Source organism: Paenibacillus sp. FSL R5-0636 (assembly GCF_037974255.1).
Classification (GTDB): domain Bacteria; phylum Bacillota; class Bacilli; order Paenibacillales; family Paenibacillaceae; genus Paenibacillus_AQ; species Paenibacillus_AQ odorifer.
Map to the genome: position 1 here is coordinate 3,167,889 of NZ_CP150232.1, position 13,252 is coordinate 3,181,140.

13 protein-coding genes are annotated in these 13,252 nt (G+C 41.9%); 10 read left to right on the forward strand and 3 right to left on the reverse strand.

The genetic code is table 11. From position 1 onward, the window contains the following. The first annotated feature begins 15 nt into the window (after nt 1-15). Nucleotides 16-1,470 carry a DHA2 family efflux MFS transporter permease subunit gene (locus tag MKX34_RS14370; RefSeq protein ID WP_036685000.1) on the forward strand — a complete coding sequence of 485 codons (1,455 nt, stop codon included), beginning with the start codon at nt 16-18 and terminating at the stop codon, nt 1,468-1,470. 119 nt (nt 1,471-1,589) lie between these two features. Here the strand turns inward: MKX34_RS14370 and MKX34_RS14375 are convergent, their stop codons facing one another. Next, nucleotides 1,590-1,967, reverse strand: a complete 378-nt coding sequence (locus MKX34_RS14375) for a hypothetical protein (RefSeq protein ID WP_076141698.1) — start codon at nt 1,965-1,967, stop codon at nt 1,590-1,592. Nucleotides 1,968-2,158: 191 nt separating this feature from the next. Further along, nucleotides 2,159-2,782, reverse strand: coding sequence for a hypothetical protein (locus MKX34_RS14380; protein ID WP_339205283.1), 624 nt, complete (start codon nt 2,780-2,782; stop codon nt 2,159-2,161). Nucleotides 2,783-2,921: 139 nt separating this feature from the next. Here MKX34_RS14380 and MKX34_RS14385 point away from each other — a divergent pair, with 139 nt between their 5' ends. From MKX34_RS14385 to MKX34_RS14410, 6 genes are all read left to right on the forward strand, one after another. Then, nucleotides 2,922-3,254, forward strand: a complete 333-nt coding sequence (locus tag MKX34_RS14385; protein ID WP_076099345.1) for a PadR family transcriptional regulator — start codon at nt 2,922-2,924, stop codon at nt 3,252-3,254. Next, nucleotides 3,251-4,576 (forward strand): FtsW/RodA/SpoVE family cell cycle protein, encoded by a 1,326-nt coding sequence (locus MKX34_RS14390; RefSeq protein WP_076099344.1) that lies wholly within the window; start codon nt 3,251-3,253, stop codon nt 4,574-4,576. The genes MKX34_RS14385 and MKX34_RS14390 overlap by 4 nt, the downstream gene beginning before the upstream one ends. A gap of 59 nt (nt 4,577-4,635) precedes the next feature. Further along, nucleotides 4,636-5,547, forward strand: coding sequence for a hypothetical protein (locus MKX34_RS14395; RefSeq protein ID WP_076296764.1), 912 nt, complete (start codon nt 4,636-4,638; stop codon nt 5,545-5,547). Nucleotides 5,548-5,561: 14 nt separating this feature from the next. Continuing rightward, nucleotides 5,562-6,326 carry a M15 family metallopeptidase gene (locus MKX34_RS14400; protein ID WP_218642114.1) on the forward strand — a complete coding sequence of 255 codons (765 nt, stop codon included), beginning with the start codon at nt 5,562-5,564 and terminating at the stop codon, nt 6,324-6,326. A 132-nt stretch (nt 6,327-6,458) separates the two neighbouring features. After that, nucleotides 6,459-7,199 (forward strand): copper amine oxidase N-terminal domain-containing protein, encoded by a 741-nt coding sequence (locus tag MKX34_RS14405; RefSeq protein WP_076296763.1) that lies wholly within the window; start codon nt 6,459-6,461, stop codon nt 7,197-7,199. Between the two features lie 247 nt (nt 7,200-7,446). After that, nucleotides 7,447-8,946 (forward strand): DHA2 family efflux MFS transporter permease subunit, encoded by a 1,500-nt coding sequence (locus MKX34_RS14410; RefSeq protein ID WP_076296762.1) that lies wholly within the window; start codon nt 7,447-7,449, stop codon nt 8,944-8,946. Nucleotides 8,947-9,008: 62 nt separating this feature from the next. On the opposite strand, the gene MKX34_RS14415 is transcribed toward MKX34_RS14410, so the two are convergent. Next, nucleotides 9,009-9,902: a DMT family transporter gene (locus MKX34_RS14415; RefSeq protein ID WP_076105573.1), complete on the reverse strand. Its 894-nt coding sequence runs from the start codon at nt 9,900-9,902 to the stop codon at nt 9,009-9,011. Between the two features lie 128 nt (nt 9,903-10,030). Here MKX34_RS14415 and MKX34_RS14420 point away from each other — a divergent pair, with 128 nt between their 5' ends. From MKX34_RS14420 to MKX34_RS14430, 3 genes are all read left to right on the forward strand, one after another. Beyond that, entirely contained in the window at nt 10,031-10,906 is an 876-nt protein-coding gene (locus MKX34_RS14420) for a LysR substrate-binding domain-containing protein (RefSeq protein ID WP_038570683.1), read from the forward strand. Nucleotides 10,907-11,262: 356 nt separating this feature from the next. Further along, on the forward strand, nt 11,263-12,012 hold the full coding sequence (locus MKX34_RS14425) for a sulfite exporter TauE/SafE family protein (RefSeq protein ID WP_076272474.1): 750 nt from the start codon (nt 11,263-11,265) through the stop codon (nt 12,010-12,012). Nucleotides 12,013-12,200: 188 nt separating this feature from the next. After that, nucleotides 12,201-13,244, forward strand: a complete 1,044-nt coding sequence (locus MKX34_RS14430; RefSeq protein WP_076296761.1) for a LacI family DNA-binding transcriptional regulator — start codon at nt 12,201-12,203, stop codon at nt 13,242-13,244. Nucleotides 13,245-13,252: the final 8 nt, after the last annotated feature.

Below are 13,252 nucleotides of genomic sequence, written 5' to 3' on the forward strand. Positions count from 1 at the left end.
AGGGTGGAAGCAACTATGCAAGGGAATCAACAAAAAGAGGTCAAGAAGTTTAAGACTATTCCGATTCTTGTCTCTTTATTACTAGCAGGTTTTATCGGAATGTTCAGTGAAACGGCATTAAATGTTGCTTTAAGCGATCTAATGAATGTCCTACAAATTACCCCAGCAACAGCACAATGGTTGACAACAGCTTATCTGCTTACACTGGGTATATTAGTACCAATTTCGGGGATGCTGCTTCAATGGTTCTCGACGAGACAGCTGTTTATAGCGGCTTTATGTTTTTCAATTCTAGGAACATTCCTAGCAGCAGTCTCACCTAACTTTGAGTTCTTACTTACAGCAAGAGTAGTTCAAGCTATGGGAACAGCGCTTCTGTTGCCACTGATGTTTAATACAATCCTTATCATCATTGCTCCTGAAAAACGGGGGGCTGCAATGGGGATGATCGGACTGGTTATCATGGTTGCTCCGGCGATTGGACCTACCATTGCTGGACTTCTAATTGAAAGCCTCAGCTGGCACTGGATTTTCTGGTTGTCATTGCCATTCTTAGTGATTGCATTGATATTTGGGATTCTGTTCATGCAGAATGTAACAAAGGTGACGAAACCGAAAATTGATATCCTCTCCATTGTGTTATCTTCACTCGGGTTTGGCGGTATCGTGTTTGGTTTCAGCAGCGCGGGTGAAGAAGCGGGCTGGGGAAGTCCGAAAGTGATCATTGCGATCATCGTAGGTGTAGTAGCATTGTTATTGTTTGGACTTCGTCAAATGAAGATGAAGGAGCCAATGATTAATCTGCGTGCTTTTAAATATCCAATGTTCGCTATTGGTGTAGCTATGGTATTTATCTGTATGATGGTTATTCTGTCCTCCATGCTGATTCTTCCGATGTACCTTCAACAAGGACAAGGTTATACAGCTTTCAAAGCGGGTCTGTTGCTGCTTCCAGGCGGAATTATAAACGGATTGATGTCCCCAATTATGGGTCGTATGTTTGATAAATACGGTCCGAAATGGCTCGTTATTCCAGGTCTGATTATTGCAGCGGTAGCCTTGTGGTTCTTCTCCAGTATTAGTGTAGCTTCTACGGTTGTGTTCGTAATCGTACTTCACAGTACGCTTATGATTGGTATTTCGATGGTATTTATGCCGGCACAAACAAATGGTATTAACCAGTTACCACTAGAGCTATATCCAGATGGTACAGCTATCATGAATACACTGCAGCAGGTTGCTGGTGCAATTGGTACTGCATTAGCAGTCAGCATTATGTCCGCGGGTTCAAAAAGCTATATGAAAACTGTAGAGAACCCAGCAGATCCAGCTAATATGTTACCTGCGTTCACGAACGGTGTACAAAATGCTTTTATTTTCGGAATGAGTATGGCGATTGTAGGACTAATTCTTGCTTTCTTCATAAAAAGAGTAGTTGTTAATCATAAAATGAATACTCCAATGCATTAATAATTAGAGGAATTCGATTAAAAGGAGTGCTAACTGGCAACAGTTCTAGCACTCCTTTTTTGTCGTCAATCATTGTGTCCATTCCATCATATATACTCGTTTTAATTCCACGTTAAGGATCACGATACAGTAGCTATCATCATCTTTTTCTTATAGTAATATAATCCACTTTCTTCGAGTTCTATAAGGTTCGCCCAAAATAATTTTTCGTATTTGGCTTTTTCATTTGGATAAATGGCCATCACGGAATCTTTGAAGCTTGATATTCTCTCTTTTAAGGGGTCAATGGATTCAACATTGAGGGGATGCCAAAATGCTGCGTCTTTGATTTCTATGAATTGCTTTTCGTTGTAATTTAATACGTAATAGCTTTCGCCATCCCCATGGAAACTGGGTGGACTTTCAAATATCACTTTTGACTCTGTAGGTTTAGAGATCGCTATTCCCCAATTTATCTTCCACGCCTCATAATAGGTCAAAGAATTGTTATGGAGCATATATCCAACGAAAATAACTATGAAAAGAACGAAAAACTCCAGATGGCTATTGTTGTTTTTTGCATGGTAGATCTCCTCAAAATGTCGCTTGTATTACCATTATTATACATGGGAGAGTGGGGAATAGGGATGGAATAAGGGGGGGGAATAAGAGGAACTTTACATACATAGATTTACGATGTATAGTTGTCCTAGGTATAAAAGGATAAATAATATTCATGTATACAGATATTAGTCATTGGACGAAGAAGCAAATCAACGGTATAAATCCCGTAGAATGAGCCGAATCCGGACGGAGGAAGCAAATCAACGGTATAAATCCCGTAGAGTGAGCCGAATCCGGACCGAGGAAGCAAATCAACGGTATAAATCCCGTAGAATGAGCTGAATCCGGACCGAGGAGGCAAATCAACGGTATAAATCCCGTAGAATGAGCCGAATCCGGACCGAGGAAGCAAATCAACGGTATAAATCCCGTAGATTAAGTCCACGCCGGCCCGGGGGTGCAAATCAACGGTATAAATCCCGTAGATTAAGCCCACGCGGGCCCGGGGGTGCAAATCACCGGTATAAATCCCGTAGATTAAGCCGAATCCGGACCGAGGAAGCAAATCAACGGTATAAATCCCGTAGAATGAGCCGAATCCGGACCGAGGAGGCAAATCACCGGTATAAATCCCGTAGATTAAGCCCACGCCGGCCCGGGGGTGCAAATCAACGGTATAAATCCCGTAGATTAAGCCCACGCCGGCCCGGGGGTGCAAATCAACGGTATAAATCCCGTAGAATGAGCCCACGCCGGCCCGGGGGTGCAAATCAACGGTATAAATCCCGTGGAATGAGCCGAATCCGGTCCAAGGATGCAGATCAACTACTATGATGAGTGAAATTTGTTTAGTGGATCAGATACATCCACGCCAATTGTAAAGTTTAGAATTTAGGAGGTGTTAGCCGTTGAAAGTAAGTAAAGAGATGCTGAAGGGCAGTACGGGTACTTTGATTCTGACTCTTTTACTGGAGAAGCCATTATATGGTTATGAGTTGATCAAAGCGCTGGAGCTGAGATCTCAGGGTGTTTTTTCATTAAAAGAAGGAACCTTGTATCCGATTCTGCATGCGATGGAAAGTGAGCGCTGGGTAGAGGCTTACTGGATGGAGGTAGAGGGACGGAAGCGTAAGTACTATAGAATTCTGGAGGAAGGTAAAGAGAAACTCAAGGAGAAAAAAGCAGAATGGGTTATGTTTAAAGGTGCAGTTGACTCCGTTCTGGGAGAGGGTGGTGTATGATGAAAGAGAGGCAGCAGCAATTTTTGGATGTAGTGTGTGCAGAGATTAAAGCGAAAAAAACTCACCCAGAGATACGTCAAGAATTAGCTAGTCATCTAGAAGATTTAATTTGTGAAAAAGAAGCCGACGGTGTATCACGGGAAGAAGCCATTGCTTGGGCGATCGAACAAATGGGGAGCCCGCAAACGTTAGGGAAGGAACTTCATCTAATACATAAACCACATGTACCTTGGGGATTGTTTGGAGTTGTAGCTTTGTTATCCGCGATCAGTCTGATAGGAATGAGTTCTGTAGATGTAGGCTACAGTGATATTGTTAAGGGTGCTTTTTTGGATAATGCGTTTAGACGCCAAGCGATAAATATACTCATTGGAATTGTATTGATGTTTGGATTGTATTTTATCGATTTCAGAAAGCTGAAAAGTTTCTCGTGGGTATTATACGGAACATCAATAGCCGGAATTCTGTCGAGTATATTCTGGGGGATAACAATAAATGGAGTGAATTATGGTCCTAGGATTTTTTTGATCTTACCTGATATGACATCCTATCGTCCTTATGTATTGATAGTCGCGTTAGCAGGGATTTTAGTGAATCGTAAGGAATCGGCTAAAAAGAAAACTTGGCGGAGTGGTTTGTTCAACATAAGCATTCTGTTAGCACCTGCCTTGCTTCTTATCTCTTTAAACTCTCTTCCAGAGCTTGTGGTGTATCTAATTTCTTCATTAGTATTATATGTATGGATTACTCGCGATTGGATTAAGAGTGTAGTATTATTAGGATTCTTTGTAATAGTTGGACTAATGTTCATCTTCAATAGCGACTACCTGATGGTCAGAATCATTAGTGCTATAAATCCCTCTTTAGATCCAGACGGTTATGGCTATATATACCAAGTAATGCGTGAAGTTATTAGTTCAGCGGGTTGGTGGGGGCACGGATTCGGAGCAGTAGAACAAAAGCTGCCGTATGTCTACTCAGATATGTTGCCTGTCTATCTTATTCATTGTTTTGGTTGGGCGGGGGCACTGCTTTTGCTGGCAGTTATCTCCTGGTTCTTCATCAAGCTTCTATCTACGATACGAGCGATTCGTGAGCCCTATGGACAAGCTCTAGTGTTGGGTTTGGCATTTTTGCTAGCGATAAGACTAACCTATGGTCTTGCTATTTTGAGCGGTGGAATGATGCTGACTTCTATCCCGTTCCCTTTCCTGAGCTATGGGAGTCATGTGTGGTTTGAATATGCGGCTATTGGACTTCTGATGGGTATTTATCGTAGGAAGGACATTGGAGGCGTCCAGGATAATACTGTACTAAGTTAGATTCAGGATCCTCTCGTATGTCTAATTATTAAGTATGAATACTTAAGGGAGGTCTTTTAATGGGATGGAAAAAAACAGGCTTGTTAAGTGTTGCCTTTGCCCTAGGCTCTATGGGAGGGTTTGGGAGTATACATACAACAGATACTGTAGCTGCCGCAACTGTGAAAGAATCTGCAAAAGTCTATAATCAATTCCAGCAATATGTACAGAAGCCGGCATCTCTGGCTAACGCACGGAATTATTTGATTAACCATATCAAAGAAGTGGATACCTGGACAGCAACTCAAATGACACTCCAGCTCGAAAATGCACAGAAGGCATATTTACCTGTGTACTCTGAGAAGGTTTTTCCGGAGAATGTTCAGAAAGAGATAAATAATGCTTTTTCCAAAAGCAAAAATCTAACCTACAGCACACTCCTTAATTCGATCAAAGATGCCAATGTACGCAATATGTTAATTGAAGGACGGGATAAGGGATATAAGCTGGAGGCTAGTGAAGGCATGTACTATCCAGTGATGCATTATGAGGGCTTCAAAAGCTTTAAGCCGTATGTCACGAAGGACATCGCAGCTTACATTGACATCATGGCCACTGAATCGAATCAACCAAGTGTATTTGATGCAGCTATTGTGATTAGTTGGACAGAGTTAACGAACAGGGCGCTAGCACTGGAGGATTTTGTGACGAAATATCCAGCTTCCAATCGGTCAACTGTTCTTCAAAAAGAGCTGCTCAATGCAACTTCACGCTTATTATATGGATCAAGCAACACACCAGCTTATGACTATGATGAGCAAATAATCAAACCTGAAGTGAAAAAGGCGTATGAGAATGCATTAAAAGGAAACAAAGGCGACACCAGAATCCTAATGATTTTAGAAAAACTACTACAGTTACTTGATTCCACGAATAATAAACTCACACCTGAAGTGGAAAAATTTCTGAATCAAACGGTTAATTCGAAATGAAGAGGCGGGATCCTTTGAGAACCGGATTTAGAGGAACAAAAATCATAGTTTTCGCATTTGTGCTGTTGTTATGGACAAACACTATTGTTATGGGCAGCGCAGATGCAGCTTACGTTGGCTCATCTACAGACAATGTACTGCAGCAAATGCAGCTGGAGAAGAAAAACAGCCTGCCGCAAGGATTTGTCTATTTGGATGAAGTAATTCCTACTGCTCAATTTGAGATTCGTTATTACGGAGACAATAATTTTGTAGGGAAGCGGATTGATGGATATAAAGCGCCTTTAGCGATCTTTTCAAGGACTGCGGCTACAGCCTTGAAGGCAGTAAGTGAGGATTTAGCCAAAAAAGGATATATCCTAAAAATCTATGATGCTTATCGTCCGCAGACCGCGGTGAATCATTTTGTAAGATGGTCACAGAATTCCGCGGATACTAAGATGAAGCAGCAATATTACCCGCTACTGGATAAACGTAATTTATTCAAACTCGGATTTATAGCGAAAAAATCAGGACATTCCCGTGGCAGTACCATCGATTTAACGATCGTCAATAAAGAGACAGGTGTAGATGTAGATATGGGCAGCCCGTTTGATTTTTTCGGAGATATCTCTTTTTATGATACATCGTTAATCACCAAGACTCAGAAAGCAAATCGCGCAATTCTCAAAGAGGTTATGGTGAAGCAAGGCTTTAAACCTTATAGTAAGGAATGGTGGCATTTTACGCTGATAAAAGAACCTTTTCCTAAGCAGTATTTTGACTTCAAAGTGGAATAGTTATTTAAAAGAAGCGGCCCAACATAATGTTGAACGGCTTCTTTTTTTTGCTTGTCTTGATTATCATTAGGATTAGCACATGCTGGAAACGCACATAATACTTGTAATAACTAAAAGGGAGGTTTCGAACGGATGATCAAAATGGCAGCGGTTGTTGTGTTAGGTGTTCTATTTTTAACTAATGGATTTGGTGGATTTGCCGCTCCAACAGTATGGGCAGACTCCGGCCAGGTTAGCGTAATTTTGAATGGTAAAGTACTGGATACTGATCCCCATTCAGCCTTCAAGAAGGGTTCCACAGTCATGATTCCGCTCAGAGAGGCTTCTAATGCATTGAAATATAAAACAACATATCAAAAAAGTTCAGAAACTATAACACTAACAAGGATAAATGAAATAATTAAATGGAAGCTTAACGAACATTTGGTTAGCATCAATGATACACAAGAGTTGTTTTTTAAAGATGATATCGAATTCAGAGAGGATCATATCTACGTTCCAATCTCTTTTTTTAAGACTATTGGTTTAGTAACCATATATGATGGTGATTCCAATCAAGTTGAAGTGTATACCCCTGAAGTGACAGCGAGCGTTATAGCGGGGTTACTGGTCGGCGGTAAATATAATGAATTATCGGAGCGATATCATTATGATGTGGTCGTAAATAAGCCGAGCTCAAATGGATTACTGGAAGACTGGAAGCAAATTACGGTAAAAGCCGGGAATTATCATGGGATTAAATCTACAAAAAGTAGCTATAACGAGGATCAATTTTCTATTCGCTGTGTATTGGATTTTGCAGAGATAGAGATTCCACTTGAAATTATATTGAACACATCGGGCAAAATTATAGAATTAAGAGAGACGCTCTAATCGGAAAATGATTCCATGATGACTATGCACATTTCCCAAGCAAGAAGATTTAAGGGGATTATGCATAGTCTTTTTGCTGTTCTAATATACATTTCAAGATAATTTCTGAAGGGTATCGTAAACTCGATGTGTTTTTAATGGGAAAAATGGTTTTATTTGTTGACTTCGAGATTCATCGAATGTAAATTAAAATTTGAAATAATCAATAAAGCATTTAATTAAATTAGAGAAATGAGTGGAGTACTGGATGACAAAAACTATGACTGGAATGAGTACTGCAGAAGAGCAACCCTTTTCATTAAAAGCAATCATCCCCCCGCTTCTTGCTATTATTGTCGGTATGATTATGGTTATTCTGGATGGTACTGTTGTGAATGTGGCCGTTCCCAAGCTGGTTGATTATTTTGCTTCCGATCTTAAAACGATTCAGTGGGCGATTACGGGTTATACTTTAGCTTTAGCGGCTGTAATCCCACTCGCGGGCTGGATGACCGATCGTTTTGGATCGAAACAAGTTTTTCTGGCAACTCTTACGATGTTTATTCTTGGCTCTATGTTATGTTCGGTTGCACAAAGCTCATCTCAGCTCATTATTTTTCGAGTCATTCAAGGTCTTGGCGGGGGGATGGTTGCTCCCATTGGGATGGCGATGGTTTTTAAATTAGCTCCAGTAGAACGTCGGGGTTCTATTATGGGGATGCTTGGTATTCCAATGCTCTTAGCTCCGGCACTCGGTCCAGTCTTATCCGGTTGGCTGGTGGAGTACGTAAGCTGGCACTGGATCTTTCTGATTAATGTACCTATTGGAATCGTTGGCATTATTCTTGGTGTTAAATATTTGCCGAATTCTGAAAAAAAGAGCAAAGGCAAACTCGATATCCTAGGCATTATCCTTGCCCCAATTGCCTTCTCTATGTTGGCTTATGGGGTGAATGAAGGCGGTGGAACAAGCTGGTCGTCTACTCCCGCTATTGTTGGCTTATCTGTTGGAGGGGTTGCATTGATCCTTCTTGTCATTGTGGAGCTGCTTCACAAAAATCCGCTTTTACAACTGCGAGTTTTCCGTTCGTCGGATTTCACTCGGGGTATTATTTTAACTTGGGTTATGCAAGCTGCTTTGTTTGGGTCCATGTTATTTGTGCCCCTTTACCTGCAGCAGATTCGAAGCTATACCCCGCTGGAAACCGGTCTGATTCTACTTCCGCAGGCTTTAGCTTCAGCAATCGGAATGCCGATTGGCGGTAGGTTGTTTGATAAGATCGGGGCTCGTCCGCTGGCGTTTGTTGGACTTAGTATCATTACGGTCACCTTGTTCCTGTTATCCGGAATTAGTGTTACAACAAATTTATCGTTAATTATGACATACCTGGGTTTCTTAGGTTTTGGTATGGGTCTAACGATGATGCCTTTGAATACTCATGTCTTGAATGCTGCTCCACGTGAATGGGTGGGAAGTGTAACTTCACTTACTGCTGCTGCTCAACAAGTCGTTGTTTCATTTGCTATAGCTGGAATGACAGGTTACCTGACTAGTCAGATCGCTGTTCATATGGGAGCACTGAAAGCGGGAAGTAATCCTTTGACAGCCGCAGTTAGTGGTTTTGATGATGTGTTCTTCCTGTCTGGCTGCATAGGTGTGGTAGGTGTATTAATGAGTATTATTTTGCGCAAGCCTAAGCTTTCCGCTGGCGATCCTTCCTCTGGAGAGGGACAGAAGGCAGATGCGGCGATGATGATGGGGCATTAATTGAACCAATAAACATAGAAAAGGCGTCGTTCAGCTTGTATAGTTGAACGACGCCTTTATTGTTATAAATGCTCTGGTTTCTTCTGAGCCCACGATGCGGGGAGTGTTGCTTTACCAAGCAATTCAGAAGCCACGATTCCGAGCAGAACAAGCGCTGCGCCAGCATAACCCTGCATCGATAACTTCTCAGCAGCGAACCAATAACCAAACATCGCAGCGAAGACCGGCTCAAGGGAGAAGATTAGTCCGGTGCGGGTCGGTGATGTATATTTTTGAGCAATAGGTTGCAGGATGAAGCCACAGGCACTGCATAAGATACCAAGCGCAAGAATTGCAGTCCAACCTGGCAAAGTAGACGGTAGCGTAGGTGTCTCGAAGAGTGCGGACAACACTAAGGCCAACCCTCCGGCAAATCCTAACTGCAAGATTCCGATATTCAGGGAATCACATTCTTTTACCGCCTTGCCTGTAAATAAGATCTGTACCGCGTAGAACACTGCCGAAAGGATACACAGGAAATCACCCGGCTGAATAGTTAAGGTTGCATTTAAGGTAAGGAGTCCAATCCCGGCTATGGCGAGGATGGAGCCGAACACTTGTGGAGGTGCAACTCTTTTTTTGAAAATAACTCGATCCAAGATCGGTACAAAAATAACCGTCAACGCAACTAGGAATCCTGCGTTTGAGGTGGTGGTTGTTTGAAGTCCGAAGGTTATACATGTGAATACGCCGAGCAGGAGGAATCCGAGTAGGGCGCCATATTTTAATGTTTTGATGTCTACTCGTCTTAATCGTTTGTGGAATATCATAGCGGCTAATATAAAAGCAAGTCCGAAGCGCAGTGCAATCAGATTGAATTCGCCTAACGTACCTAACCCCATTTTCATAAATATGTAGGAGGAGCCCCAAAATAATGTTACAACTAACAGCAGCAGCTCAGCTTTGAGCGGTTTCATCTCTTCATCCATCCTTCTTCAATTTCAACTCAATATAGTATAATACGGCTCTATACATAAGGTAACTGAATGTTTATCATAGAATACATGAGTAAAACTTATGCAATTTATAAGGGTGGGAACAGAGGTTGAGCATTAATAAATATGAGATTTTTCTGAAAGTTGTGGAGCTAGGCAGCTTAACAAAAGCAGCAGATGTACTGGGTTTTACGCAATCCGGAATTAGTCACACCATTAGCAGCTTGGAGATGGAGTTTGGGTTCGCGTTATTAATTAGAAATAGATCCGGTGTGAAATTGACGGTAAACGGAGAACAAGTTCTGCAGCCTATCCGTGAAATCTTGAAGTGGAACGAGAAATTGAAGCAGGAGGTAGCGGACATCCACGGGCTAGAGATTGGCACGATTACCATCGGTACGTTCACCAGTGTGTCTGTGCATTGGCTGCCAGGGATGATTAAGCAATTTCGCAGTGAATACCCTTATATAGAAATCAAGCTGATGGAAGGCGGTTATTTGGAGGTTGAGCAATGGATAGAGGCTGGAGTCGTAGACTGCGGTTTTATTTCACTGCCTACACGTGAGAAGTTTGATGTAATTCCTTTAAAAAAAGACCGGATGTTAGGGATTGTATCTAAAGAGAATCCGCTAAGCACGGAGCCCTTTCTTTCCTTATCGCAAATTGCTAAGGAGGATTTCATTATCCCGAAAGCAGGTTCGGATTATGATGTTAGACGTGTGCTGGATAAGGCGGGTATTAAACCTAATGTTAAATTCTCAGCAGGTGATGACTATGCCATTATGTCGATGGTGGAGAAAGGTCTTGGCATTAGTATTTTGCCAGAGCTTGTCTTAACCCGGCAAAATTATAATGTAGCCATGTTAGAATTAGAGGAACGAAGTTTCAGATCGTTAGGAATTGCTGTCCACTCTATGAAATACGCTTCTCCCGTCACCAAAAAATTTCTAAAGCATGTGCAAGTGTGGCTGAAAGATAACGCCTAAATAAATACGTCAAAAAATAAGAAACTGATACCTCATCAACGTTAGGGGAATCAGTTTTTTTTTAGATACTTAGTTTTTTTTTTAGAAAAAGGGAAATACACACTGGCCTCTGTAATCGATTTTAAAGGTTTTTAATTAAATATATGTATATCTCCATTATTGTGTAGTTATAACGGCAATGTGATGGATTCTAGGGATGTTAAAATGCGCGTTTGTTCTCTAACGATATCTGTTTTTTAGCGAATGATATGTTATAATTAGAAGAGTGGGAAAAAGAAATGTATTCCAGATGATCTGTCTATGTGATGATTTTATACACAATTACGGATGGATGAGATTAGGAGGGGGATAAACGATTGTCCGTTACAATTATTACACTAGTCGTATTAGCAGTATTTATAGGTGCCTTGATGAGAACCATGTTTGGTTTTGGTGAAGCGATTGTGAGCATGCCACTGCTTGCACTGCTCCCGATTCCTATACATACCTCAGTTTCTTTGATTGGATTGGCAGGCCTCACGGTTGCCTCACTTACAGTTGTGAGTGGGTGGCGGCATATAGAACGACCTATTCTGATTCGATTAGCACTCTCAACTGTGATAGGAATTCCTGTAGGACTAGTCATGCTTTATTTAGCACCTGCAAGTGTAATTATGACTGGACTTGGTATATTTTTGATTGTTTATGGAGTTTATTCAGTGATTAAGAAGAGAATAGTTAAGACGATCGATCATCCCTTGCTTAAGGCAAAAGGCTGGGTGTATCCCTTCGGATTCGCTTCGGGTGTACTTGGCGGTGCTTATAACTTTAATGGTGTCCCGGTCGTGATCTATGGTACTTTACGACAGTGGAATCCTGATCGCTTTCGGGGTACGTTGCAAGCTCATTTTCTTATTTCTGGTGTACTCGTTGTAACTGGTCATGCTATCGGGGGATTGTGGACTGCGGATGCTCTTGTTCTTTATGGATATTCTATTCCAGCAATTATCTTAGCTACAGTGCTTGGTGTATATGTGAATAAACGTATTCCTGCTAAGAAATTTGAGAGTTACTTATTTCTGATTATCATTTTACTTGGTGTCCTATTGCTAGTACCTCGCGGATAGTTGAAAAGAAATAGAAAGACGTTCTTCTCCTTAGTGTATATGAACGTCTTTTAAATTTATCCAATCTTAGGGTTGACGAAGAGCCTTGTTCATGAGAAAATGTACGCGCGTACATTAAATGAATGCGTTTTCGAATAGTGTATTGAACGAGGCTAAATGTCACTGTTCATAACCTATGAGAAGGAGGAATTTATATCGCCAGCCGTAAAGAGGTTGCCGAGCTTGCAGGTGTGTCAGAAGCCACAGTATCTCGCGTGTTAAATAACGTTGGCCCGATTAAGGAAGAAACGAAGGAACGTGTGTTGGCAGCTGCTCTGAAGCTAGGCTATACCCCTAGTTCACTCGCTCAGAGCTTTGCACGTAGACGGAGCGGGAACTTGGGTGTAGTGATGCCTTATTTGCCGAAAGCCCGCTTGTTCTCCACTTATTATTTTTCGGAAATATTAAGTGGAATAGGGAGCAAGGCGCGAGAAGAGGGTTATGATCTGTTAATGCTGTTTCGGAATGCCGAAGAGCCAATGGATTATAGCGGGTTGTTTAAGATGCGGAAGATCGATGCTTGCATTGTGCTTGGCGCTAAAGAAGAGCCAGGTGAGCTAGCCTCACTCCGCCGTTTGAAGGAAGAAAACCATCCTTTTTGTCTGATTAATCAGCATTTTGCAGGGGAAGCTTTTCACGAGGTGGATGCCGATCATGTCGAAGGAAGCTGGCAAGCGGCTAAACACTTACTGGAACAAGGTTTTACGAGGATTGCTTTTCTAAATGGGCCTGAATCTTATTCCAACAGCCGAGATCGTCTAACGGGGTATGCCCGCGCTTTGGCAGAGGTGAATCTTTCTGTAGATTCTTCACTTTTGTTCGAAGGTAACTTCAGCCGGAAAAGCGGGATTATAGCTGCCAAAGAAATGTTGCCTCTGCTGGATGAGATTGATGCGATTATGGTCGCCAATGATCGGATGGCCATTGGTTTGCAGCAAGGGCTGCAGGAGCTAGGAATACCAAGGGATCGCCTGCCAGCTATTGTGGGTTATGATGATTCGGAAGCTGCGGAGCTTACCACACCTGCATTAAGCAGTGTGCGGGTTCCCTTTTACGAACTAGGTGAACTTGCCGCAGCCCAAATCATTGAATTGCTGGGAAACAATCTGGCAGAAATACCCGCACCAGCCGTACAGATCAAATTACCGACAGAACTAGTTATACGAGCTTCATCTAAATCTATCAACACTTAGGAGGAATA